We start from the raw sequence: 22054 nt of genomic DNA on the forward strand, positions 1-22054 counted from the left end.
ACCGTCCATCGTATCCGCGTCCGCCGTGCGTCCGGGACGCCGGCCCAGGAGGAACGGATCGCGATCGGCGGTCGACCCGCCTCCGTCAGGCGGTCGGGTCCGCGATCGCGCGGATCGCCCGGCGGTCCGGCTTGCCGGTCGCGAGCATCGGGAGCCGCTCGACGACGACCACGTCGGCCGGCCGTGCGGCCCGCCCGAGGACGTCGCCGACCGCGACGCGGACCACGTCGAGGTCGAGCGGACGGTCGGTCACGACGACGGGGACCTCGCCCCACTCCCCCGACGCCCGACGCGTGACCACCGCGCCCTCCTGCCCGTCGAGCCCGCGGACGATCCGTTCGACGGCGCCGAGCGGGACCTTCTCGCCGCCCGAGATCACGACGTCGTCGAGCCGGCCGAGCACCCGCACGACACCGTCGACGACCTCGGCGGCGTCGCCCGTGCGGTACCAGCGGTGTCCATCGCGCTCGGTGAAGGTCGCCGCCGTGCGGTCGGGGTCGTCCAGGTAGCCCTCGGCGAGCATCGGCCCGGACAGGAACAGCTCGCCGTCCACGAGCTCGGTGCGGACGGTGCCGAACGGGACGCCGTCGTAGACGCACCCGCCGCTCGTCTCGCTCGCGCCGTAGGTCGTCACGATCCGGACGCCGGCGGCGCGGGCCCGGTCACGGAGCGGCGCCGGGGTCGCCTGCCCGCCGACGAGCACGGCGTCGAACCCGGCGAGGGCACGGGTGGCCCGCTCGTCGTCGAGCACCCGGGCGAGCTGCACCGGGACGAGCGAGGTGTAGCGCCGCGGTGCCCCGGGACCGGTGACGAGCCGGTCGGCCGCGTCGGCGAACGCACCCGCGTCGAAGTGCCCGGGAGCGACGACGACGGGCACCGTCCCCGCGGTGATCGACCGGGTCAGGACGTTGAGCCCCGCGATGTAGTGCGTCGGCAACGCGAGCACCCAGCCGCCGGGGCCCCCGAGTGCCGCGTCCGCCGCAGCGGCACCGGCGAGGAGCGCCTCCGACGAGAGCGCCACGCGCTTGCCGGTGCCGGTGGACCCGCTCGTCTCGACGACCAGGGCGACCCGCTGCGGGACGGTGGCCGGAGCAGGTGTCGGCAGCGCCGGGGCGCCGTCCGCGACCGGGAGCAGGGCGGGGCCGCCGGCGAGTGCCGCCTCCAGGCCCCGCAGCACGACCGACGGGTCCGACGTGCCGGTCGCGACCAGCGGACGGGCCATCAGTAGTGCCAGGGGAAGGACGTCCACTCGGGCGCGCGCTTCTCGAGGAAGGAGTCACGACCCTCGACCGCCTCGTCGGTGCCGTAGGCGAGCCGCGTGGCCTCACCGGCGAACACCTGCTGGCCGACCATGCCGTCGTCGACCGCGTTGAAGGCGTACTTGAGCATCCGGATCGCCGTCGGGGACTTGCCGAGCACGATCTCGCCCCAGCGGATCGCCTCGCGCTCGAGGTCCTCGTGCGGGACGACGGCGTTCACGGCGCCCATCTCGTACGCGCGCTGCGCCGAGTACTCCTGCGCGAGGAAGAAGACCTCACGCGCGAACTTCTGGCCGATCTGCTTGGCGTAGTAGGCGCTGCCGTAGCCGCCGTCGAACGAGCCCACGTCGGCGTCGGTCTGCTTGAACCTGCCGTGCTCGGCGCTCGCGATGGTGAGGTCGCAGATCGCGTGCAACGAGTGGCCCCCACCCGCCGCCCACCCCGGGACGACGGCGATGACGACCTTGGGCATCATCCGGATCAGCCGCTGGACCTCGAGGATGTGCAGCCGCCCCATCGACGCCTGCGCCGCTGCCGGGTCGACACCCTCGGGCGGGGCGCCCTCGTCACCGACGTACTGGTAGCCGCTCCGGCCGCGGATGCGCTGGTCGCCGCCGGAGCAGAACGCCCAACCGCCGTCCTTCGGGCTCGGGCCGTTGCCGGTGAGGAGCACGACGCCGACACGCGGGTCCTGCCGGGCGTCGTCGAGTGCGCGGTACAGCTCGTCGACGGTGCGCGGACGGAAGGCGTTCCGCACCTCGGGCCGGTCGAACGCGACCCGGACGATCCCGTGGGAGACGTGCTTGTGGTACGTGATGTCGGTGAACTGCTCCGCGATCGGAGCCGCGGTCCAGACGTCGGGGTCGAACAGGTCGGAGACGGGAGCAGCCATGCTCCAACGCTACCGCCGCGTGCTACAGCCCCGCGCCGTCCGTCGCGGCCGAACCACCCATGTCGGTCAGCAGCTCGGGGGCGACGATCACGAGCAGCACGATGAGGATCACCGGGTTCGCGAAGAACGCCACGACGACCCCGACGGCGCCGTACCAGCGGCCGAACGACCCCACCGCGGCGACGAACCCGAGCACCGCGGCGATGAGCGTGAGGAAGACCACCACGAAGCAGATGCCGAAGGCGAAGTCGGTGTCGCCACCCATGAAGACGGCGAAGGCGCTCGCGTCGACCGCGGCGGAGACGACCGCGAGCCCCAGGGCGATCTTGCCGACCACCGGGTTGCGCTTCTTGCGCCCCTTCTGGGCTTCCTGCCGGACGTCGACAGTGTTCCGCTGCATGAGCCGGGCGAACTCGCCGGTGTCGCGACCGGGGGCCTGCGCACGCGCACTCGGAGACTGCGCACGCGCGCCCGGGGCCTGCGCACGCGCCGAGGACGGTGCTGCGGATCGCTGCGACGCGCGCTGCTGCGGTTCCGGCGCCACAGGTCCTCCCTCGTCCTCGGTGCTGGTGCTGGTGTGCCGACCGTGGCCGACGTTCAAGCTGGGGTGCCGACCGTGGCCGACCGATGCAGACTAGTGCGCTGCCCTGGCGGTCCGCTCCGAGGAACCGTGGGGTGCCCTGGGTGCTCCTGGGATGATGTCCAGGTGCTCCCCGACCTCGACGACCTCCTCTCCGACGCACACGTGGTGGCACTGCCCATGCGAGTGCGGTTCCGCGGCATCACGGTGCGCGAGGCCCTCGTCCTGCACGGTCCGGCCGGGTGGACCGAGTTCTCCCCGTTCGTCGAGTACGACGACGCCGAGGCCGCCGCGTGGCTCCGCGCCGCGGTCGACTTCGGCTGGACGACGCACGAGCCCGCCGCGGACAGCGTCCCCGTGAACGCCACCGTGCCGGCGATCGCTCCGGACGGCGTCGCGGACCTCCTCGCGCGGTACCCGGGCTGCACGACCGCCAAGGTCAAGGTCGCCGAACCCGGCACCACGATCGACGACGACGTGGCCCGCGTCGCCGAGGTCCGACGCGTGATGGGCCCCTCCACGGCGATCCGGGTGGACGCGAACGGACTCTGGGGCGTCGGCTCCGCCGCAGAGGCCCTCGAGCGCCTCGCCCCGTTCGACCTGCAGTACGCCGAGCAGCCGTGCCGCACGGTGCCGGAACTCGCCGAGCTCCGGCAGCGGATCGCCGGGCTCGGCGTGCCGATCGCCGCGGACGAGAGCGTCCGCAAGGCCTCGGACCCGCTCGCCGTCGCCCGGGCCGGTGCCGCCGACGTCCTCGTCGTGAAGGCGCAGCCCCTCGGCGGCATCACCGCCGCGCGTGCGGTCGTCGCCGACGCCGGGCTCCCCTGCGTGGTGTCGAGTGCGCTCGACACGTCGGTCGGGTTGGGGATGGGGGCGTTCCTCGCGGCCGAGGCGATGTCACCCGGGTACGCCGCGGGGCTCGGCACCGCGGCGATGTTCACGTCGGACGTGTCGACGGCGCCGCTGCTACCGGTGGACGGGCGGGTGCCGGTGCGGCGGGTCGAGGTCGACCAGGACCTGCTCGAGCGGAACGCGGCGTCGCCGGAGCGTGCCGCGTGGTGGCTCGCGCGGCTCGAGCGGGTGCACGCGCTCCTCGCCGGCTGACCGCCCGCCCGGGCGCACGGCCGGCCCGGTCGCACGACCTGCCGCTCGCGTTCGCCGAGGTCGCACGTTCGGTCGCTCCGACGCGCGCCGGGCGACGGATTGCGCGACCTCGCGCTCGCGCCAGGGCTCGCACCGGGGCTCGTGCCTCGGGCTCGCGCCTCGGACTCGCGCCGACGACGGACGGGAGGCGCGGTGCCAGCTGGCACCGCGCCTCCCGTCCGGTCGTGGTCGCGACCAGGGCCGCGTCAGCGACCCGTCCGGCTCACAGTCCGGAGTAGCTGTGCAGGCCCTTGAAGAACACGTTCACGACCGAGAAGTTGAACATCACCGCGGCGAAGCCGATGAGGGCCAGCCAGGACGACCGCGCGCCACGCCACCCGCGGGTCGCACGCGCGTGGATGTACCCGGCGTAGACCACCCAGATGATGAAGGTCCAGACCTCCTTCGTGTCCCACCCCCAGTAGCGACCCCAGGCGCGCTCGGCCCAGATCGCACCGGCGATGAGCGTGAAGGTCCAGAGGACGAACCCGACGAGCAGGACGCGGTAGGTGAGGACCTCGAGCCGGTCGGCGTCCGGCAGCGTCTCCATGAAGCGGAGCTTGCCCGAGGCGGTCCGACCCTGGCGGTAGGTCTGCACGAGCTGCGCCACGGCGAGCCCGGCACCCAGGGCGAAGAAGCCCGTGCCGGCGATGGCGACGAAGACGTGGATGACGAGCCAGTACGACTGCAGCGCGGGCTGCAGCGGCACGACGGGCACCCAGTAGTTCACGGTCGCGATGCCGAGCAGGATGATCGTCAGGCCGGTGATGAAGACGCCGAGGAACTTCAGGTTCTGCCAGAACTGCACGAGCAGGAAGATCAGGGTGATCAGCGCCGTGCCGGTCAGCGAGAACTCGAACATGTTGCCCCACGGCACGCGGTCGGCCGCGATCCCGCGCAGGACGACGGACGCGACGTGCAGCACGAGCGCGAGGATCGTCATCGCCATGCCGACCCGCTCGAACTTCGTCCCGCGGCGCCCGGCTCGTTCGTCGGTGACGGCGACCTGCTCGAGGACGACGGTACCGCCCTGGACGGTCGCGACGGTCCGCTCCGCGCCGGCGGCGGGCGCCGCAGCGGCGTCGGACGCAGCCGTCACGTTGCCGGCCCGCTTCGCCATGTCGAGGGCGAACGCGATGAACGCGATGACGTAGACCGCCATGGCGGAGTACGTCAGCACGACCGAGTAGGTCGCGAGGTTCGTGGTCATGTCGTTCACTGGGGCATCCTAACTCCGAGGTCCGACGTGTGGCGCTTGGCGATGTCCGCCACTGCTCGTTCGAGGTTCGGGTCCTCGCCGCGTGCGAGGCCCGCGTACTCGAGGTCGTAGCCCGGCTCGGCGTCGGCGCTGCCGTCGCGGCGCGGCACGACCTTCACCCACACGCGACGGCGCGGGACGAAGAGCGACGTGAGGAGCCCGAGGACGGACAGCACGGCGAACCCGCCGACCCACAGCTGCGACGGGTCGTGGTGGACGTCGAGCGAGACGTAGCGCTTCACCCCGTCGAACGTGATCGACCCCGCGCCGTCCGGCAGCGTCTTGGTCTGCCCGGGCTTCAGCTCGACACTGGCGGTCTTGGACTGGCGGCCCGCGATCTGCTGCAGGCCGCTCGTGTCGAGCGTGTAAACGCTCTGCGGGACGCCGTCGTCGAGCCCGAGGTCACCCGTGTAGACCTGCAGGGTCAGCAGCGGGTTCTGGTCGTCCGGGTAGGCGCTGGCGTACGCGCCGGTCGAGAGCTTCGACGCGGTCGGGTAGAAGAACCCGACCATGCCGAGCTGGTCCGGCAGCGCGTCCGGCACCTTGATGACGCCGGTCGACGTGTAGTTCGCGTCCTCGGGGAGGAACGGCACGGTGTCCTTGAATGCCACGTTGCCGTCGCCGTCGCGCACGGTGACGTCCATCGCGTAGCCGTTGCCGAGGAGGTAGACGTTGGTGCCGCCGACGCTCACCGGGTCGTTGACGCCGAGTCGGCTCGTCTGCTTGGAGCCGCCCTTCTCCTGCGTCGTGACCGTCGCCGAGTAGTCGAGCGCCTGGCCGAGGGCGTCGAGGTTCCGCTCCTCGTACTTGGTGACGAACTTGTCGAGCGTGAAGTTGTAGCCCTTGAGGTCGCTCTGCTGGAACCAGCGACCGGGGTTGAACGAGTCGTACGAGCCGAGCACGTTCGAGAACGTCTGGCCCTCGACGAGGAGTCGCTGACCGGTGTACCCGAACCCGCCGCCGACACCGACCGCGAGCAGCACGCCCACGAGCGCCGCGTGGAACACCAGGTTGCCGGTCTCGCGCAGGTAGCCGCGCTCGGCGCTCACCGAGTCGCCGAACCGTTCGACGCGGTAGCCGGAGCGCTTGAGGATCGCCATCGCGCGGGTGACCGCGTGCTCCGGCGTGACGCCCTCGCCGTCGACGGCGACCGAGCGGTAGCCGGCCAGACGGCTCAGGCGGACCGGGGTCTTCGGCGGTCGGGTGCGCAGCGCCTGCCAGTGGTGCTTCGTGCGCGGGACGATGCAGCCGATCAGGGAGACGAAGAGCAGCAGGTAGATCGCCGAGAACCACACCGACGTGTAGGTGTCGAAGACCTGCAGCTTGTCGAGGACCGGGAAGAGCTGCGGGTGGTCCGCCTTGTACTGGACGACGCCGTTCGGGTCGGCCGTGCGCTGCGGGACCAGGGACCCCGGGATCGCCGCGAGTGCCAGCAGCATGAGGAGGAACAGCGCCGTGCGCATGCTCGTGAGCTGCCGCCAGAAGAAGCGGAGGTACCCGACGGCCCCGAGCTTCGGCTGGTTGACGCCGGAGTCGCCCGACCCGCCTGCAGCCGTCTCCGGGCCGGATCCGTCGACGTGGTCCGACGGTCGCTGCGGGTCCGCCGAGGTGTCGGTGGAGTCGATGTCGGGGTCAGACTGCGGGGACAAAGGTCTGGATCACCGCCCCGACGCTCGACATGACGGCCGACCAGATGCCGGTGACCATGAGCAGACCGATGACGATCAGGATCGCTCCTCCGATGATGTTGACGATGCGCATGTGGCGCTTCACGGCGCGGATCGCACCCGTGGCCCAGCCGGCGCCGAGCGCGACGAGGACGAACGGGACGCCGAGGCCGAGGCAGTACGCGACACCGAGCCACATGCCCTGCCAGGCGCTGCCGGACTGGACGCTGAGCAGGTTGATCGCCGCGAGGGTCGGGCCGAGGCAGGGCGTCCAGCCGAGCCCGAACACGATGCCCAGCAGGGGCGCACCGACCAGGCCGGTCGCGGGCGTCCACCCGGGCTTGATCGTGCGCTGCAGGAAGGTGAAGCGGCCGACGAAGACGAGACCCATCGCGATGACGACGACGCCGAGGATCTGCGTGATGAGGTCGCGCCACCGGACGAGCCAGAACCCGAGCGCGCCGAAGACCGTCGTGTACGCCACGAACACCGCGGTGAAGCCGAGGATGAACAGCAGCACCCCGAGCACCACGCGACCGCGGCGCTGTCCGCCCTCGGCGACGCCGCCGACGTAGCCGAGGTAGCCCGGCACGAGGGGCAGCACGCACGGGGACAGGAACGACACGAGCCCGGCGAGTGCCGCGACGGGGAGCGCCACGGCCATCTGCCCGCTGAGGATCGCGTCGGCGAAGGGGTTGCTGGACACGGGTCAGGAAGCCTTGCCCGACAACTCGTCGGAGACGAGCGTGTTCAGGATGCTCGGGCCGTCGACCGCACCGAGGACGCGGGCGGCGACGCGGCCCTGCTTGTCGAGCACGATCGTGGCGGGCACGGCGTTCGGGGCGATCTGCCCGGAGAGCGCGAGCTGCATCGCGCCGGTCTTCTGGTCGAGCACCGTCGGGTAGTCGACCTTGAAGGTGCGCTCGAACGCCTCGGCGGTGGCCTGCTCGTCACGGACGTTGACGCCGATGAACTGGACGTCGTCGTCGGCGAACTGGTCGTGGACCTTATTGAGGTACTTCGCCTCGGCACGGCACGGCGGGCAGCCGGCGTACCAGAAGTTGAGGACGACGACCTTGCCCTTGAGCTCCTTCGACGACAGGGTCTCGCCGTCGATGTCCTTCGCTTCGAAGTCGACCGCGTCGGTGCGCTTGTCGGCGGCGACCTCGGTCACGGCGCCGTCACCGGAGATGTAGTTCTGGGTCGTGCCGCTGCCGTACTGCTTCGACAGCGAGTCGTTGTCGGACGAGCACCCCGTCAGGACGAGGGCGGCGGTCACCGCCGTCGCCGCGAGCACCGCGAACCGCTTGCTCCTGCTGGTGATCACACTGCTCCTTCGTCGATGGCGGTCGCGCGCAGGGCCTGCGCCGGGTCCGCGTACCCGACTTCGGTGAACCGACCGGACGAGGTGGCGGGTACACGCTCGACGGTGGTGATGCTGGAGAGGTCGCAGCGTCGCTTGCGCGGGTCGTGCCAGAGCTGCTCGCCGGCGAGACGGCGGTGCACCATCCAGATCGGCAGCTGGTGACTGACGAGGACGACGTCACCGTCGTCGACGCTCTCCCACGCCGTGGCGATCGCCGCGAGCATCCGGTTCGCGATGGACTCGTACGCCTCGCCCCAGCTCGGCCGGAACGGGTTCGCGATCCAGGGCCACTCGGCCGGGCGTCCGAGCGAACGCTTGGTGAAGCCCGGGGGCTGCCCCTCGTACCGGTTGGTCGGCTCGATGAGCCGCTCGTCGAGGGCGACGTCGAGCCCGAAGGCCTCGGACCAGGGCGCCGCGGACTCCTGCGTGCGCTGCAACGGCGAGGCCACGATCCGCCGGACGTCGACGCCGGCGTCCTTCCACGCGGTTGCGGAGGCGAGGGCCATCTGCTTGCCGAGGTCGCTCAACCCGAAGCCGGGGAGCCGCCCGTAGAGGACACGGTCCGGGTTGTGCACCTCGCCGTGACGGACGAGGTGGATTCGGGACGCGGGCATGGGTTCCAGTGTAGGTCGCTCAGGGGTTCCCACCGCCCGCACAGGGGATTCACCGGATGCGGAACCACTCAGCCCAGTTCGCCGGAGAGCCGCCCGTGGAGCGCCGTGGACCCGGTGTTGAGGTGCACCACCTCGACCGTCGACCCGTGCTTGGCGAAGCGCTGCTCGACCCCGTCGAGCGCCGCGACCGTGCTGGCGTCGAACACGTGCGCGTCGGACATGTCGATGACGACGTGCTCGGGGTCCTCGGCGTAGGAGAAGCGGGTGACGAGGTCGTTCGACGAGGCGAAGAACAGCGCCCCGCGGACCCGGTAGCGGACCGTGTGCTCGTCGACGACCTCACGCGCGACGGTCACCACGTGGGCTGCTCGGCGGGCGAAGACGAGCGCGGCGACGACCACCCCGACGAGCACGCCGGTCGCGAGGTTGTCCGTGGCGACGACGACCACGACCGTGATCACCATCACCGCGGTCTCGCCGAGGGGCATCCGCCGGAGCGTGCGGGGTCGGATGCTGTGCCAGTCGAAGGTGGCGACGCAGACCATGATCATCACGGCGGTGAGCGCGGCCATCGGGATCTCGGCCACGAGGTCGTGCAGGACGATCGTCAGCACGAGCACCGACGCTCCGGCGGCGAACGTGGAGATGCGCGTCCGGGCCCCGGCCGTCTTCACGTTGATGACGGTCTGGCCGATCATCGCGCAGCCGCCGGTGCCGCCGAAGAAGGCCGACGCGACGTTCGCGATGCCCTGGCCCCACGACTCACGCCACTTGCTCGAACCGGTCTCGGTGATCGAGTCGACGAGCTGCGCGGTGAGCAGCGTCTCGATGAGCCCGACGATCGCGACCCCGAACGCGTAGGGCGCGATGGTCTGCAGCGTGTCCAGCGAGAACGGCGTGGTGATGCCGCTGAACCCGGGCAGCGCGCTCGGCAGCGCACCCTCGTCGCCGACCGTGGGCACGGCGACGCCGAACAGGATCGTGATCGCGGTGATCACGACGACGGCGACGAGCGGTGCCGGGACCGCCTTCGTGACGAACGGGAACCCGATGATGACGGCGACGCCGAGCGCCGTGAGCGCCCAGACCACCGCCGGCACGTCCGGCCCGAACAGGTTCGGCAGCTGCGCGGTGAAGATCAGGATGGCGAGGGCGTTCACGAACGCGACGTTCACGCTGCGCGGGATGAACCGCATCAGCCGGGCGACCCCCAGGAAGCCGAGCACGATCTGGATGAGGCCGCCGAGGACGATCGTCGGGACGAGGTACGCGATCCCGTGGTCGCGCACGAGCGGGGCGATCACGAGCGCCACGGACCCGGCAGCGGCGGAGATCATCGCCGGACGGCCACCCACGATCGAGATCACGACGGCGATGACGACGCTCGAGAAGAGCCCCACCGCCGGGTCCACGCCGGCGACGACCGAGAAGGAGATCGCCTCGGGGATGAGGGCGAGCGCGGTGACGATCCCGGCGAGGACCTCGCGCGTGAGGAGGCGGGGCGAACGCAGGGCGCTGAGGACGCTCGGAGCGGTGGGAGCGTGGGTGGTCACGGACATCGCCCTGAACTCTACCCTCACGTGAGGGTAGAGTCGTCCCCGTGAGCACCACGATGCACATCGGCGAACTGGCCGACCGCGCCGGGATGTCCCTCCGCACGATCCGGCACTACGACGAGGTCGGGCTGCTCGTGCCGAGCGGACGGACGACCGGCGGGTTCCGGGTCTACACGGAACAGGACCTCGAACGGCTGCTCGTGATCCGGCGGATGAAGCCGCTCGGGTTCACGCTGGACGAGATGGCCGAGCTGCTCCGGGTCGTCGACGGTCTGGCCGCGAAGGACCCCGGGAACGCGCCAGCGCTGGCCGCACGGCTCGACGAGTTCCTCGTGGACGCGCGGGCGCGGCACGCGAAGCTCGTCGAGCGGGCGGGCATGGCCGAGGAGTTCATCGGGACGCTCGGCAGCCTGCGCGCTTCACTCCCGTGAGGGCTCCCCCGCCGCGGGCGGCCGGGCCGCGAGCCCCTCGACCCCTGCCGTCGTGCGGGGCCTCCCTCCAGCTCGCGACCCGGCCACGTCAGGAACGCTACGGAGACATCGGACCCGGCCCGCGCCTCCGGGCCCACCCTGTGGACGATGCCGGACGCCAGCCGACCTGTGGAGGGACGAACGCACCGGACGTCGGCGCCCGAGGCGCAACCGGTAGACTCGACCACCGTGATCGAACGCACCCGCATCGCCGACCTCGCCGCACGCCCCGACGGCCCCGTCTCCGTCGCCGGATGGGTGGAGACCGTCCGAGACCAGAAGAAGGTGCAGTTCGTCGTCCTCCGTGACGAGTCCGGCGCCGCACAGCTCGTCAACCCCGCCACGCGCGAGGCGGTCGAGGGCGACGACGCCTCCGCCGCCGCACTCGCGACGACCGAGGCGATCTCCGGCCTCGCGCACGGCACCTTCGTGCACGTGCAGGGCACCCTGAAGCACGACGAGCGCGTCAAGCTCGGCGGGCTCGAGGTCAAGGTCGGCGACCTGACCGTCATCAGCGCCGCGATCCCGGAGACCCCGATCGCGGACGACTCCTCGCTCGACAAGCGCCTCGACTGGCGCTTCCTCGACCTGCGCAACCGCAAGCAGAACCTCATCTTCCGCATCCAGACGACGATGGAGCACGCGTTCCGCACGTACTGGGTCGAGCGCGACTACATCGAGATCCACACCCCGAAGCTGATGGCCTCGGCGTCCGAGTCGCGTGCCGAGCTCTTCCAGCTCGAGTACTTCGAGACGACGGCGTACCTCGCGCAGTCGCCGCAGAACTTCAAGCAGATGGCGCAGCCGGCCGGCTTCGGCGCGGTCTTCGAGATCGCCGACGCCTTCCGTGCGGACCCGTCGTTCACGAGCCGCCACGCGACCGAGTTCACGAGCGTCGACGCCGAGATCTCGTGGGTCGAGTCGCACGAGGACGTCATGGCCATGCACGAGGAGCTCCTCGTCGCCGGCTTCACCGCCGTCAAGGAGAAGTACGGCACCGAGATCGAAGCGGTCTTCGGCTTCGAGTTCGTCGTCCCGACCGCACCCTTCCCGCGCGTGACCCTGGCCGAGGCCCGGAAGATCGTCGCCGACAGCGGCTACGAGGTCGTCCGCGCCGACGGTGACCTCGACCCCGAAGGTGAGCGCCGCGTGAGCGCCTGGGCGAAGGAGACGCACGGTTCGGAGTTCGTCTTCGTCACCGACTACGACGCGTCGATCCGCCCGTACTACCACATGCGTCACGCCGACGACCCGACGCTCACGAACAGCTACGACCTGCTGTTCAACGGTGCCGAGATCTCGACGGGTGCACAGCGCGAGCACCGTGTCGACACCCTGACGGCACAGGCCGTCGAGAAGGGCCTCGACCCCGAGGAGCTCGGCTGGTACCTCGACTTCTTCCGCTACGGCGTGCCGCCGCACGGTGGGTTCGGCATGGGCCTGGCGCGCGTGCTCATGCTCGCGCTGCACGAGCCGTCCATCCGCGAGGTCACGTACCTGTTCCGCGGCCCGACGCGCCTCACCCCGTAGTCCGCGGCACGGCCGCCGGCCTTCGTGTGCAGAAATGGTCGCTTCCCGAGTCGGGAGGCGACCATTTCTGCTCACGAAGGGAGCGCGGAGCGAGCGGCGCGGCGCGGGCCAGGAGGCGCGGCTCAGCTCTCCCAGTCGATGGCCGCCCGCCCCGTGACCAGGCCACGGATCTCCGCTGCCGCGGCCTGGTGCTGCGGGTGCACCTGGTACTCGTCGAGGCCGGCGAGGTCGTCGAAGGTCGCCACGACGGCGACGTCCTGGTTCTTCCCCGGGTAGGCGACGTTCTCGACGACCTGCAGGGAACGGATCGAGCCGACGGTGCCGATCAGCCCGACGAGGAGCTCGCGGATCCGCTCGACGGATTGTGCGCGGTCGAGGTCCTCGCGCAGGGTCCAGGAGACGACGTGGTGGATCATGCGCGGGCCTCGGCCTTCTCGAGGGCACGGTGGAGCCGGTCGGCGTCGACGTGCCAGTTGCTGTGGACACGCCCGTCGACCAGGACGACCGGGATGTCCTCCGCGTACTCCAGGCGGAGGGCGTCGTCGTCGAGGATGGACAGCTCCTGCAGGGTCGTCCCCGGGTGTTCGGCCACGACGCGTTCGACGACCGGTCGGGCGTCGTCGCAGAGGTGGCAGCCGGGCTTGGTCAGCAGGGTCACGGCGGGCATGGGACCACCATATCCGCCCCCGGAAACGCGAAAGCCCCGGCGAACCGGGGCATGACGCTGCAGGCTCGGGGCCTACTTCTTGTTGCGACGCTGGTGGCGCGTCTTGCGAAGCAGCTTGCGGTGCTTCTTCTTCGCCATGCGCTTGCGACGCTTCTTGATGACAGAACCCATACGGACCTCACTCGGACTGATGTTGTGTGGACACCGGGCCAACGAGACCGCGGAAAAACAACCCCGCCGAGTCTAGCGGAGGCCTGACGCGATGTCGAACGGGCCGGTTCGGACCCGCCTAGCCGACGTCGGCGATGCCACCGCGCAGGACGTCCGCGACGGCGGACTCCGGGACGCGGAAGGACCGGCCGAAGCGGATGGCGGGGAGTTCCCCCGCGTGGACCATGCGGTAGACGGTCATCTTGGAGACGCGCATCATCTCGGCGACCTCAGCGACGGTGAGGAAGCGCACGTCGTCGAAACTGCCGGTCATGGTCCGCCTTCGGGAAATCGGTGTGACCTGTGTGGTCACTGGCAACTGTAGGGGCCGGTGCGACCCGGTGTCCAGGTCCCGTTCAGTCCTCGTCGCCGCGACGCGTGAAGCGCTTCCGGCTGCGGTCGACGACCCGTTCCCAGCCCTGCTGCGCGCCGGACAGCGCCGCGGTCGCGCGGTAGGACGCCTCGGCCATCACGCGGCCGAGCTCGGTGCCGACCTCGACCGTGGCCTTGCCCGCCGTGCCGGAGCGTCGGACCGAGACCGGTTGCCCGTCGAGCGTCCAGGCCGTCGTGGCCGGGGTGCCGTCGGCGTCCACCGCGCCGGTGAACGGGAGGACCCACTCCTCGATGCCGACGAGCGGCTCCGGGTCGAGGCGGTAGTAGCGGTGCTGCCCCTCTTCGCGGCTCGTCACGAGGCCGATGTCGCGGAGCACGCGCAGGTGCTTCGACACGGTCGGCTGGCTGACGCCGAGGCGTTCCACGAGCTGGCCGACGCTGAGCTCGCCGCCGGTGACGTCCGAGCCGTACGCGGACAGGAGCGTCCCGAGCAGCTCACGCCTGGTGGGGTCCGCCACGACGCTGAAGATGTCGGCCATGGGGCAAGGCTAGCCGGGGCGTCACGGATGTACCATGACGAACCGTCCCGCCCATGTCCACGGAGGCATACGATGCTCGACCGACACGAGCCGCCGTCCCGCTCGGCGGGAGCGACCCGTCGACGGCCGTCCCGTCTCGGCACCGCCCTCCGCTCGTCGCCGTCCCGCTTGGCGATCGTCGTCTTCGTGGCGCTGATCTTCGTCTTCACGAGCCTGTTCATGACGCCGTGGGCCGCGGCGGACGGGCGCTCGACGCACTTCGCGGACGCCCTCTTCACCGCAGCGTCGGTGGTCTGCGTCACCGGGCTCGCCACCGTGGACATGGCGACGCACTGGTCGGTCTTCGGCAAGACCCTCGTGGTGATCGGCACGCAGATCGGGGCCGTGGGCGTCCTGACGTTCGCCTCGATCCTCGGCCTCTTCGTCACCCGGAAGCTCGGACTCCGCGCGAAGCTCATGGCGGCCGGCGACTCGAACCCCCTGCGGACCCACCACGGCGCCGTGCCCGAGGGCCAGGCCGTCCGTCTCGGCGAGGTCGGCACCCTGCTCGCGACGGTCGCGGTGAGCACCCTGTCGATCGAGATCGTCCTCGGGCTCCTCCTGCTGCCGTCCGTGCTCATCGCCGGGATGCCCTTCTGGACGGCGGTCGGGGACTCCTTCTACTACGCGGCGATGGCGTTCACGAACACCGGCTTCGCGCCGAACGCCAGCGGACTCACCCCGTTCGCGCACGACTACTGGTTCCTCTCGCTCCTCATGGTCGGCGTGGTCGCGGGCTCGATCGGCTTCCCGGTGATCCGTGCCCTGACGAAGCAGCTCCGCACGCCCCGCCGCTGGCCGATCCACGTGAAGCTCACGCTCGCGACGAGCGCGGTCCTGCTCGTCGGCGGCGCCGCGGTGTACATCGCGCTCGAGGCGTCGAACCCGACCACCTTCGGCGAGGAGGGCGCTGGTCGCACCGCGTTCCAGGCGCTCTTCCTCTCCACGATGACCCGGTCCGGCGGCTTCTCCCTCGTCGACTTCGACCAGCTGAACGGGTCGAGCCTGCTCGTCACGGACATGCTCATGTTCATCGGCGGCGGCTCGGCCTCGACCGCCGGCGGCATCAAGGTCACGACGCTCGCGGTCCTGTTCCTCGCCGCCGTCGCCGAGGCCCGCGGGCGCCAGAGCATGGAGGCGTTCGGCCGGCGCATCCCGAGCGACGTCCTGCGCGTGGCCGTGGCGGTCGTGCTCTGGGGCGCCACCATCGTGGCCGTCGCGACCGTCGTGCTCCTGCAGATCACCCACGAGTCCCTCGACCGCGTGCTGTTCGAGGTCATCTCGGCGTTCGCGACGTGCGGGCTGTCCTCCGGAGTGTCCGCGAACCTGCCCGAGTCCGGCAAGTACGTGCTCGCGGCGACGATGTTCCTGGGCCGTGTCGGTACAGTGACCATCGCCGCTGCACTGGCCGCCAGCCAGAGCCGGCAACTGTTCCGCCGTCCCGAGGAGAGGCCGATCGTTGGCTGACCGCAACCGTCCGCACCCGCTCGGTGCCGTCAGCCACGACGCTCCGGTGCTCGTCATCGGCCTCGGACGGTTCGGCGCCGCCACCGCCGGGCAGCTCGAGCGGCAGGACCGCGAGGTCCTCGTCGTCGACACCGACGCCGGCCTCGTGCAGAAGTGGTCGGACCGCGTCACGCACGCGGTGCAGGCGGACGCGACCGACATCGACGCCCTGCGGCAGATCGGTGCGCAGGACTTCCCGATCGCCGTCGTCGGGACCGGCAGCGACCTCGAGTCGAGCGTGCTCATCACCGCGAACCTCGTCGACCTCGGCATCCCGCAGATCTGGGCGAAGGCGATCAGCCGGTCGCACGGCACGATCCTGTCCCGCATCGGCGCGAACCACGTCGTCTACCCCGAGCGCGAGGCCGGCGAGCGCACCGCACACCTGGTGTCCGGCCGGATGCTCGACTTCATCGAGTTCGACGACGACTTCGCCGTGGTCAAGATGTTCCCGCCGGCGTCGGTCCGCGGCAAGGACCTGGCGACCACGGTGATCCGCACCCGCTTCGGCCTGACCGTGCTCGGCATCAAGACCCCCGGCGAGGCCTTCGTCCCGGCGACGCCGGAGAGCGTGATCGGCCAGAACGACGTCATCATCGTCTCGGGGACCGAGAGCGCGCTGGAACGGTTCGCCGCCCTGGAGTGAGGACGGGACGGACAGGAGGCGCGGGGCGGGCCCGCACCGTCCCTCCAGTCCGTCAGCCGGTCACGTCGCGGACGCGACGCCGTCCCGGAGTGCGCGGAAGAGCCGTTCCAGTCCGGCGCGGTGCGCCGTGACGACGGTGTCGTCGTCCTCCCCCGCGAGGACGGCACGTGCCGTCCCGACGAAGACCGTGGCGTAGCCGGCGACGAAGAGCGCCGCCAGGAGTCGGTCGCCGACGGCGTCCCCGAGCGCGCGCTGCGCCCCCGCCACGAGCTCGAGCGCGCGCGACTGCAGGGCGGACGAGTCGGCGATCGTCCGGAAGAACGCGTGTGCGCCGGGCGCCAGCCCGGAGACCGGCGCGCGCTCGTCGACCAGGCGCAGTGCGAGCGCCTCGAGCGCGTCGAGCGCCTCGTCACGCGGAACGTCCTCGACGGCTGCGACGAACAGCGCGACCGTCTCGGCGGAGCGGTCGAGGAACAGGTCCTCCTTGCGCGGGAAGTGCTTGAAGACCGTGACGCTCGAGACCCCGGCGGCCTTCGCGACCTGCGCGACGGTGACGCCGTCGAAGCCGTGCTCGGCGAACATCCCGGACGCGGTCTCGGCGATCCGCGCACGGGTCTCCGGGCCGCCGCGGGGCGCGCTCCTGGGCATGCGGACTCCTCGTTGATTGACTCACTCAGTTTACTGACTTAACCTAGACGCATGAACGCCGTCCGGTCCCCCCACTCTCCCCGATCCCTGCGCGGATCGCGTGTCGCCCTCGCCGGGCTCGCCGCGGTCTTCCTGTTCGAGATGCTCGACAACTCCGTCCTGAACGTCGCGCTCCCCACGATCGGTCGTGAGCTGCAGGTCGGCGCGACCGGGCTGCAGTGGGTGACGACGGCGTACTCGGTGGTGTTCGGCGGGCTCATGCTCGCTGCGGGTGCCGTCGCGGACCGGTACGGCCGACGCCGGGTGATGCTCGTGGGGCTCGTGCTCCTCGGGCTGGCGAGCCTCGCGACCGCGTTCGTCACCACCGCCGACCAGCTGATCGCCGTCCGGGTCGCCACCGGGATCGCGGCGGCGATGACCACCCCCGGGTCGATGGCCCTCGCGTTCCGGCTCTTCGACGACGACGAGCGGCGGGTCCGGGCGATCACGGTGATCTCCACCGTCGGGCTCGTCGGGCTCGCGGTGGGACCGACGGTGGGCGGACTCGTCCTCGCCGTCGCGCCCTGGCAGGTGCTCCTGCTCGTCAACGTCCCGATCGCCGCACTCGCGTTCGTGGGGATCCGCGTCGGCGTCACCGCGGACGATCCGGCGGGGCTGCACCGGGCTCCCGTGGACTGGACCGGAGCGGCACTGGGGACCGTGACGATCGTCCTCGCCCTCGTCGCGCCGACGCGGTTCGCCGACGGCGGGCTCGACGACTGGACGGCCTGGGCGGCCACGGCCGGCGCGATCGGCGGCGGCGTCTGGTTCGCCGTGCGACAGCGCCGCGTCGAGCACCCGCTGCTCGACCTCGCGCTCGTCGCCCGGCCGCTGGTCTCGAGCGGCCTCGCGTACAAGGCGGCCACGGGCCTCGCGGTCGCGGGCCTCGGCTACCTGGTGACGCTGCACCTGCAGCTCGCCTGGGGGTGGCCGCCGGCCCTTGCCGCGATCGGTATGCTCCCGCAGGTCGCCGTGCTCGTGGCCGGGAGCGCGTTCGTCGGACCCTTCGTCCGGCGCATCGGACTCGAGCACGCCGCCTGGTCGAGCGCGGCCGCCGTGGTCGTCGGGCTCGCGGTGTACACGGTGCTCGGGCCGCTCGGCTACGGGTGGATCGCCCTGGCGCTCGTGCTCGTCGCCGCCGGCATGCGGGTCGTGGGGGTGGTCGCCGGCACGAACGTCCTGCGCGGGCTGCCGGAGGACCGCACGACGATCGGCGCCGCGCTCGTGGACACCTCCTCCGAGGTGGCCTCGGCCGTCGGGGTGGCGATCGCCGGCACGGTGCTCGGTGCCGTGTTCACCGGGTCGCTCACCGCGACGCCGTGGACCCACGCCCAGGGTGTGGCGTTCGACCACGCGGTGACGATCGGCGGGTCGGTGCTCACCGTGCTCGCCGGGGTGCTCGTCGTCTGGGCGATGGTCCGGGCCGGACGTGCCCGGACGACCGCGCCGTCCCCGGCTGCCGAGGGCGTCGCGTCCGAGGGGCGGCCCGAGGGGTTGCCCGAGGAACACCAGCCCGCTGGTCGCTAGCCCTTCGCCAGCTCCTCGGCGCGGGCGATCGCCGCGCGGGACGCCCGCTCGAACGTCCCCGCCAGGTCGGCGTCCTGCAGCACCGCGACGGCACGCTCGGTGGTCCCCTTCGGGCTCGTGACGGCCCTCCGCAGGTCGGTGGGCTCCTCGCCGGAGGCGGCGAGCAGTTCGACGGCACCGCGGAGCGTGCCCTGCACCATCGCCTCGGCCTGGTCGTGGGAGAACCCGAGCGACTCGGCGGCCTGCTGCCACTGCTCCACGAGGAGGAAGACGTAGGCAGGCCCGGAGCCCGAGACGGCGGAGAGCGCGTCGAGCTGGGACTCCGGCACCTCGATCACGACACCGGACGCGTCGAACACCGACGACGCGAGCGCGACGGCGTCGGCGTCCGCGGAGGCACCGGCGCTGATCCCGGTCACCCCGTGCCCGACGCCGATCGGCGTGTTCGGGAGCGCTCGGACGACCCGGACACCGGTCGGCACCTTCGCCTCCATGCTCGCGGTCGTCGTCCCCACGGCGACGCTCACGACGACGGTCCCCGGCTCGAGGTCCGCCGAGACCTCGTCGAGCAGGTCACCGATCGCGTAGGGCTTCACCCCGAGCACGACGAGCGACGCGCCGCGCACCGCTGCCCGGTTCGCGTCGGGGTCGGTGTCGGTGGCGGTGGCGTCCAGGCCACGCTCCCGGTGTGCCGCGGCGGACTGCTCCGACTTCGTCGTCAGGGTCACGGTGGCCCGGTCGAGACCGGCGGCGAGCAGGCCGTCGAGGACCGCGCCGGACATGGAGCCGACGCCGAGCAGGGCGGTGCGGGGCAGTTCGATCGTCATGCCCCAGACCCTACCGAGCGCCCTCGCCTAGGATCGTCCAACAGATCGGGAGAAGGGGACAGCTGTGAGCGCTTCTGGAGGCACGAGGGCGATCCTCGCCGCACTCGGTGCGAACGTCGGGATCGCGATCGTGAAGTTCATCGCCGCCGCGATCAGCGGTTCCGCGTCGATGCTGGCCGAGGGCGTCCACTCCCTCGCCGACTCCGCCAACCAGCTCCTCCTGCTCCTCGGCGGCCGTCGTGCCCGGCGTGCCGCCGACGAAGAGCACCCGTTCGGCTACGGGCGTGAGCGCTACGTGTACGCGTTCGTCGTGTCGATCATCCTGTTCTCGGTCGGCGGGGTGTTCTCCCTCTACGAGGGCATCGAGAAGCTCACCCACCCGCACCCGCTCGAGAACTGGTGGCTGCCCCTCGTGGTGCTCGTCATCGCGATCGGGCTCGAGGGCTTCTCCCTCCGCACCGCACTGAAGGAAGCACGACCGCAGAAGGGCCGGCAGAGCTGGGTGCAGTTCGTCCGCCGCGCCAAGGCCCCGGAGCTCCCCGTCGTGATGCTCGAGGACACCGCGGCACTGCTCGGCCTCGTCTTCGCCCTGTTCGGCGTCGGCCTCACCGCGATCACGGGCAACGGCGTGTTCGACGCGATCGGCACGATCTTCATCGCCGCGCTGCTCATCGCCGTGGCGGTCGTGCTCGGCATCGAGACGAAGAGCCTCCTCGTCGGCGAGGGTGCCACCGCGGCCGACGTCGAGCGCATCAAGCAGGCGGTGCTCGACGGTCCCGAGGTCGACTCGATCATCCACATCAAGACCCTGTACCTCGGCCCCGACGAGCTCATGGTCGGCGTGAAGGTCGCGGTGGACGGCGACCGACGGCTCGGCGACGTCGCCGCGGGCATCGACACGGTCGAGCACCGGGTGCGCCAGGCGGTGCCGATCGCACGCGTCATCTACGTCGAACCCGACGTGCTCCGGACGGGCCCCCGACCGCCGACCGAGGCGATCGTGATCCGCGCCGCAGACTGAGCCGCAGACTAAGGCGAACCTTGCTGGCGAGCGCCGTGGCCGGTCATCCACGATGGTCACATGTCGGCGCTCTTCAGCATCCTGCTCGTCCTCCACTTCCTCGGTCTCGCTGCCGTCATCGGCGCCTTCCTGGTGCAGGTCCGCCGCAAGGGCGGCTTCCAGACCTCCTGGCCGATCACCGGTCTCGTCGTGCAGCTCGTCACGGGCCTCGGGATGATGGGGGTCATCGACGCGACGCAGGACGGCGGCGCGAACCACGTCAAGCTCGGCGTGAAGCTCGTCATCGCGGCGGTCGCGCTCGTGCTGGCGCTCGTCGCGCGGGCGCGTCAGAAGCGGGCGGACGCCGGCACCGCGACGGCGAAGGCCGCCCTGCCGTTCTTCCACTCGGCCGGGGCGCTGGCGATCGTCAACGTGTTCGTCGCGGTCCTCTGGAAGTGACGCCCACAGGTCAGCGACGCTCGGCGAAGAACGCGTCGAGCAGCGCGGCGCACTCCCCCTCGAGCACCCCGCCGATCACCTCGGACCGGTGCGGCAGCCGGCGGTCCCGCGCGACGTCGTAGACGCTCCCGCTCGCGCCGGCCTTCGGGTCCCACGCGCCGAACACGATCCGCGGCACCCGGGCCGCCATGACCGCACCGGCGCACATCGGGCACGGCTCGAGCGTCACCACCAGGGTGTGCTCCTCGAGGTGCCAGTCGCCGATCGCCGCCGCGGCCGCCCGGAGCGCGAGGACCTCGGCGTGCGCCGTGGGGTCCTGTCGCGCCTCGCGCTCGTTCCGGCCCACGGCGATGACCGCGCCGTCCCGGTCGAGGACGACCGCCCCCACCGGGACGTCCCCGGTCGCGAGGCACGCGCGGGCCTCGTCGAGCGCGCGTTCCATCGCGGGGACGAACGGGCGGGCGGCGGGTGCTTCCACGGAACCTCCTGGCGGTCGGCAGCACGGTAGGCTCGACCCTATGCGAGTCCACGTCGCCGACCACCCGCTCATCACCCACAAGCTCTCGGTGCTCCGCGACCGTACGACGCCGTCCCCCACGTTCCGCGCCCTCACCGAGGAGCTCGTCACGCTCCTCGCGTACGAGGCCACGCGCAACGTCCGGGTCACCGCGACGCCGATCGACACCCCGGTGGCACACACCATGGGCGTCTCGATCGCGAAGCCGCGCCCGCTCGTCGTGCCGATCCTGCGTGCCGGGCTCGGCATGCTCGAGGGCATGGTCAAGCTCGTCCCGACGGCCGAGGTCGGCTTCCTCGGCATGGCGCGCAACGAGGAGACCCTCGAGCCGCAGACCTACGCCGAGCGCCTGCCCGACGACCTCTCCGGCCGGCAGTGCTTCGTCCTCGACCCGATGCTCGCGACGGGCGGCACCCTCGCGGCCGCGATCGACTTCCTGTTCGACCGCGGTGCGGAAGAGGTCACCTGCGTCTGCATCCTCGGCGCGCCCGAGGGGCTCGCCGCGGTCGAGGCCGCCGTGGGCGACCGCAACGTCTCGATCGTGCTCGGCGCGCTCGACGAGAAGCTCGACGAGAACGGCTACATCGTTCCAGGCCTCGGCGACGCGGGCGACCGTCTCTACGGTCTCGCCGAGTAGACGCGACCACCATCGAATAGGAGGCGCGGGGGGCGCGGGGCCCCCCCCCCCGCGGCGGGAAGTCCGGGGGGTGGCCGGACCCACCCCCCCGGCGGGCGGGGGGGACCCCGGGGGTGTGACCCCCC

General features: G+C 71.6%; 26 protein-coding genes. 9 read left to right on the forward strand and 17 right to left on the reverse strand.

What is annotated here, in order from left to right:
- Positions 1-85 precede the first annotated feature (85 nt).
- Genes WFH25_RS16010 through WFH25_RS16020 form a run of 3 tightly spaced genes read right to left on the reverse strand, consistent with a single transcriptional unit; the run spans position 86 to position 2551 of the window.
- Positions 86-1222 carry an AMP-binding protein gene (locus WFH25_RS16010; protein ID WP_336698538.1) on the reverse strand — a complete coding sequence of 379 codons (1137 nt, stop codon included), beginning with the start codon at positions 1220-1222 and terminating at the stop codon, positions 86-88.
- Positions 1222-2151, reverse strand: a complete 930-nt coding sequence (locus WFH25_RS16015) for a 1,4-dihydroxy-2-naphthoyl-CoA synthase (protein WP_070418360.1) — start codon at positions 2149-2151, stop codon at positions 1222-1224. Before WFH25_RS16015 ends, WFH25_RS16010 begins: the two co-directional genes overlap by 1 nt.
- Before the next feature lie 22 nt (positions 2152-2173).
- Positions 2174-2551 carry a hypothetical protein gene (locus WFH25_RS16020; protein WP_139219799.1) on the reverse strand — a complete coding sequence of 126 codons (378 nt, stop codon included), beginning with the start codon at positions 2549-2551 and terminating at the stop codon, positions 2174-2176.
- A gap of 306 nt (positions 2552-2857) precedes the next feature.
- Here WFH25_RS16020 and WFH25_RS16025 point away from each other — a divergent pair, with 306 nt between their 5' ends.
- Positions 2858-3835: an o-succinylbenzoate synthase gene (locus WFH25_RS16025; protein WP_336698539.1), complete on the forward strand. Its 978-nt coding sequence runs from the start codon at positions 2858-2860 to the stop codon at positions 3833-3835.
- Positions 3836-4097: 262 nt separating this feature from the next.
- Here the strand turns inward: WFH25_RS16025 and ccsB are convergent, their stop codons facing one another.
- The 6 genes from ccsB to WFH25_RS16055 all read right to left on the reverse strand — a co-directional run bounded on the left by ccsB (position 4098) and on the right by WFH25_RS16055 (position 10338).
- Positions 4098-5084, reverse strand: coding sequence for a c-type cytochrome biogenesis protein CcsB (ccsB, locus tag WFH25_RS16030; protein WP_071296730.1), 987 nt, complete (start codon positions 5082-5084; stop codon positions 4098-4100).
- 5 nt (positions 5085-5089) lie between these two features.
- Positions 5090-6781, reverse strand: a complete 1692-nt coding sequence (gene resB / locus WFH25_RS16035; RefSeq protein ID WP_083295265.1) for a cytochrome c biogenesis protein ResB — start codon at positions 6779-6781, stop codon at positions 5090-5092.
- Positions 6765-7463, reverse strand: coding sequence for a cytochrome c biogenesis CcdA family protein (locus WFH25_RS16040; protein ID WP_071296728.1), 699 nt, complete (start codon positions 7461-7463; stop codon positions 6765-6767). The genes resB and WFH25_RS16040 overlap by 17 nt, the downstream gene beginning before the upstream one ends.
- A gap of 45 nt (positions 7464-7508) precedes the next feature.
- Positions 7509-8126, reverse strand: a complete 618-nt coding sequence (locus tag WFH25_RS16045) for a TlpA family protein disulfide reductase (protein ID WP_336698541.1) — start codon at positions 8124-8126, stop codon at positions 7509-7511.
- On the reverse strand, positions 8123-8779 hold the full coding sequence (locus WFH25_RS16050; RefSeq protein WP_071296702.1) for a histidine phosphatase family protein: 657 nt from the start codon (positions 8777-8779) through the stop codon (positions 8123-8125). The genes WFH25_RS16045 and WFH25_RS16050 overlap by 4 nt, the downstream gene beginning before the upstream one ends.
- A gap of 68 nt (positions 8780-8847) precedes the next feature.
- Positions 8848-10338 carry a SulP family inorganic anion transporter gene (locus tag WFH25_RS16055; protein ID WP_071296701.1) on the reverse strand — a complete coding sequence of 497 codons (1491 nt, stop codon included), beginning with the start codon at positions 10336-10338 and terminating at the stop codon, positions 8848-8850.
- A 53-nt stretch (positions 10339-10391) separates the two neighbouring features.
- On the opposite strand from WFH25_RS16055, the gene WFH25_RS16060 reads away from it, so the two are divergent.
- The gene (locus WFH25_RS16060) at positions 10392-10766 is read left to right on the forward strand and encodes a MerR family transcriptional regulator (RefSeq protein WP_336698552.1); all 375 of its coding nucleotides are present in this window, start codon (positions 10392-10394) and stop codon (positions 10764-10766) included.
- A gap of 228 nt (positions 10767-10994) precedes the next feature.
- Entirely contained in the window at positions 10995-12335 is a 1341-nt protein-coding gene (aspS, locus tag WFH25_RS16065; protein WP_092386329.1) for an aspartate--tRNA(Asn) ligase, read from the forward strand.
- Positions 12336-12457: 122 nt separating this feature from the next.
- Here the strand turns inward: aspS and WFH25_RS16070 are convergent, their stop codons facing one another.
- The 5 genes from WFH25_RS16070 to WFH25_RS16090 form a co-directional block, all read right to left on the reverse strand.
- Positions 12458-12751 carry a Dabb family protein gene (locus tag WFH25_RS16070; RefSeq protein ID WP_229086360.1) on the reverse strand — a complete coding sequence of 98 codons (294 nt, stop codon included), beginning with the start codon at positions 12749-12751 and terminating at the stop codon, positions 12458-12460.
- Positions 12748-13002 (reverse strand): glutaredoxin family protein, encoded by a 255-nt coding sequence (locus tag WFH25_RS16075; protein WP_071296698.1) that lies wholly within the window; start codon positions 13000-13002, stop codon positions 12748-12750. Before WFH25_RS16075 ends, WFH25_RS16070 begins: the two co-directional genes overlap by 4 nt.
- A gap of 72 nt (positions 13003-13074) precedes the next feature.
- A complete protein-coding gene (locus tag WFH25_RS16080) occupies positions 13075-13173 on the reverse strand; it encodes a 30S ribosomal protein bS22 (RefSeq protein ID WP_003792170.1) in 99 nt (32 codons plus the stop codon).
- Between the two features lie 118 nt (positions 13174-13291).
- The gene (locus tag WFH25_RS16085) at positions 13292-13486 is read right to left on the reverse strand and encodes a helix-turn-helix domain-containing protein (RefSeq protein WP_022902482.1); all 195 of its coding nucleotides are present in this window, start codon (positions 13484-13486) and stop codon (positions 13292-13294) included.
- A gap of 82 nt (positions 13487-13568) precedes the next feature.
- Positions 13569-14084, reverse strand: a complete 516-nt coding sequence (locus WFH25_RS16090) for an ArsR/SmtB family transcription factor (protein WP_070418353.1) — start codon at positions 14082-14084, stop codon at positions 13569-13571.
- Between the two features lie 72 nt (positions 14085-14156).
- On the opposite strand from WFH25_RS16090, the gene WFH25_RS16095 reads away from it, so the two are divergent.
- Entirely contained in the window at positions 14157-15590 is a 1434-nt protein-coding gene (locus WFH25_RS16095) for a TrkH family potassium uptake protein (RefSeq protein WP_071302595.1), read from the forward strand.
- Entirely contained in the window at positions 15583-16275 is a 693-nt protein-coding gene (locus WFH25_RS16100; RefSeq protein ID WP_175473676.1) for a potassium channel family protein, read from the forward strand. Before WFH25_RS16095 ends, WFH25_RS16100 begins: the two co-directional genes overlap by 8 nt.
- A 60-nt stretch (positions 16276-16335) precedes the next feature.
- Here WFH25_RS16100 and WFH25_RS16105 read toward each other — a convergent pair whose 3' ends face one another.
- Positions 16336-16923, reverse strand: a complete 588-nt coding sequence (locus tag WFH25_RS16105; protein WP_092386325.1) for a TetR/AcrR family transcriptional regulator — start codon at positions 16921-16923, stop codon at positions 16336-16338.
- Positions 16924-16974: 51 nt separating this feature from the next.
- Here WFH25_RS16105 and WFH25_RS16110 point away from each other — a divergent pair, with 51 nt between their 5' ends.
- On the forward strand, positions 16975-18489 hold the full coding sequence (locus WFH25_RS16110; RefSeq protein ID WP_336698543.1) for an MFS transporter: 1515 nt from the start codon (positions 16975-16977) through the stop codon (positions 18487-18489).
- Here WFH25_RS16110 and proC read toward each other — a convergent pair.
- A complete protein-coding gene (gene proC / locus WFH25_RS16115) occupies positions 18486-19316 on the reverse strand; it encodes a pyrroline-5-carboxylate reductase (protein ID WP_336698544.1) in 831 nt (276 codons plus the stop codon). The genes WFH25_RS16110 and proC overlap by 4 nt on opposite strands.
- A gap of 64 nt (positions 19317-19380) precedes the next feature.
- On the opposite strand from proC, the gene WFH25_RS16120 reads away from it, so the two are divergent.
- Positions 19381-20337 carry a cation diffusion facilitator family transporter gene (locus WFH25_RS16120; RefSeq protein WP_261647088.1) on the forward strand — a complete coding sequence of 319 codons (957 nt, stop codon included), beginning with the start codon at positions 19381-19383 and terminating at the stop codon, positions 20335-20337.
- Between the two features lie 60 nt (positions 20338-20397).
- Entirely contained in the window at positions 20398-20775 is a 378-nt protein-coding gene (locus WFH25_RS16125) for a hypothetical protein (protein WP_336698545.1), read from the forward strand.
- Positions 20776-20785: 10 nt separating this feature from the next.
- Here the strand turns inward: WFH25_RS16125 and WFH25_RS16130 are convergent, their stop codons facing one another.
- Entirely contained in the window at positions 20786-21217 is a 432-nt protein-coding gene (locus WFH25_RS16130) for a nucleoside deaminase (RefSeq protein ID WP_070419477.1), read from the reverse strand.
- 76 nt (positions 21218-21293) lie between these two features.
- Here WFH25_RS16130 and upp point away from each other — a divergent pair, with 76 nt between their 5' ends.
- Positions 21294-21929 (forward strand): uracil phosphoribosyltransferase, encoded by a 636-nt coding sequence (upp, locus tag WFH25_RS16135; RefSeq protein WP_070418346.1) that lies wholly within the window; start codon positions 21294-21296, stop codon positions 21927-21929.
- Positions 21930-22054 lie beyond the last annotated feature (125 nt).

This window comes from Curtobacterium sp. USHLN213, from assembly GCF_037144815.1.
In the GTDB taxonomy this organism is placed as follows: Bacteria; Actinomycetota; Actinomycetes; order Actinomycetales; family Microbacteriaceae; genus Curtobacterium.

What these genes read in the sequence shown, in the direction of transcription:
- WFH25_RS16010 (WP_336698538.1), bottom strand. Translation starts at nt 1,222, where the DNA reads ATGGCCCGTCCGCTGGTCGCGACCGGCACGTCGGACCCGTCGGTCGTG.
- WFH25_RS16015 (WP_070418360.1), bottom strand. Translation starts at nt 2,151, where the DNA reads ATGGCTGCTCCCGTCTCCGACCTGTTCGACCCCGACGTCTGGACCGCG.
- WFH25_RS16020 (WP_139219799.1), bottom strand. Translation starts at nt 2,551, where the DNA reads ATGCAGCGGAACACTGTCGACGTCCGGCAGGAAGCCCAGAAGGGGCGC.
- ccsB (WP_071296730.1), bottom strand. Translation starts at nt 5,084, where the DNA reads ATGACCACGAACCTCGCGACCTACTCGGTCGTGCTGACGTACTCCGCC.
- WFH25_RS16040 (WP_071296728.1), bottom strand. Translation starts at nt 7,463, where the DNA reads ATGGCCGTGGCGCTCCCCGTCGCGGCACTCGCCGGGCTCGTGTCGTTC.
- WFH25_RS16050 (WP_071296702.1), bottom strand. Translation starts at nt 8,779, where the DNA reads ATGCCCGCGTCCCGAATCCACCTCGTCCGTCACGGCGAGGTGCACAAC.
- WFH25_RS16055 (WP_071296701.1), bottom strand. Translation starts at nt 10,338, where the DNA reads ATGTCCGTGACCACCCACGCTCCCACCGCTCCGAGCGTCCTCAGCGCC.
- WFH25_RS16060 (WP_336698552.1), top strand. Translation starts at nt 10,392, where the DNA reads ATGCACATCGGCGAACTGGCCGACCGCGCCGGGATGTCCCTCCGCACG.
- WFH25_RS16070 (WP_229086360.1), bottom strand. Translation starts at nt 12,751, where the DNA reads ATGATCCACCACGTCGTCTCCTGGACCCTGCGCGAGGACCTCGACCGC.
- WFH25_RS16075 (WP_071296698.1), bottom strand. Translation starts at nt 13,002, where the DNA reads ATGCCCGCCGTGACCCTGCTGACCAAGCCCGGCTGCCACCTCTGCGAC.
- WFH25_RS16080 (WP_003792170.1), bottom strand. Translation starts at nt 13,173, where the DNA reads ATGGGTTCTGTCATCAAGAAGCGTCGCAAGCGCATGGCGAAGAAGAAG.
- WFH25_RS16085 (WP_022902482.1), bottom strand. Translation starts at nt 13,486, where the DNA reads ATGACCGGCAGTTTCGACGACGTGCGCTTCCTCACCGTCGCTGAGGTC.
- WFH25_RS16090 (WP_070418353.1), bottom strand. Translation starts at nt 14,084, where the DNA reads ATGGCCGACATCTTCAGCGTCGTGGCGGACCCCACCAGGCGTGAGCTG.
- WFH25_RS16095 (WP_071302595.1), top strand. Translation starts at nt 14,157, where the DNA reads ATGCTCGACCGACACGAGCCGCCGTCCCGCTCGGCGGGAGCGACCCGT.
- WFH25_RS16105 (WP_092386325.1), bottom strand. Translation starts at nt 16,923, where the DNA reads ATGCCCAGGAGCGCGCCCCGCGGCGGCCCGGAGACCCGTGCGCGGATC.
- WFH25_RS16110 (WP_336698543.1), top strand. Translation starts at nt 16,975, where the DNA reads ATGAACGCCGTCCGGTCCCCCCACTCTCCCCGATCCCTGCGCGGATCG.
- proC (WP_336698544.1), bottom strand. Translation starts at nt 19,316, where the DNA reads ATGACGATCGAACTGCCCCGCACCGCCCTGCTCGGCGTCGGCTCCATG.
- WFH25_RS16125 (WP_336698545.1), top strand. Translation starts at nt 20,398, where the DNA reads ATGTCGGCGCTCTTCAGCATCCTGCTCGTCCTCCACTTCCTCGGTCTC.
- WFH25_RS16130 (WP_070419477.1), bottom strand. Translation starts at nt 21,217, where the DNA reads ATGGAACGCGCGCTCGACGAGGCCCGCGCGTGCCTCGCGACCGGGGAC.
- upp (WP_070418346.1), top strand. Translation starts at nt 21,294, where the DNA reads ATGCGAGTCCACGTCGCCGACCACCCGCTCATCACCCACAAGCTCTCG.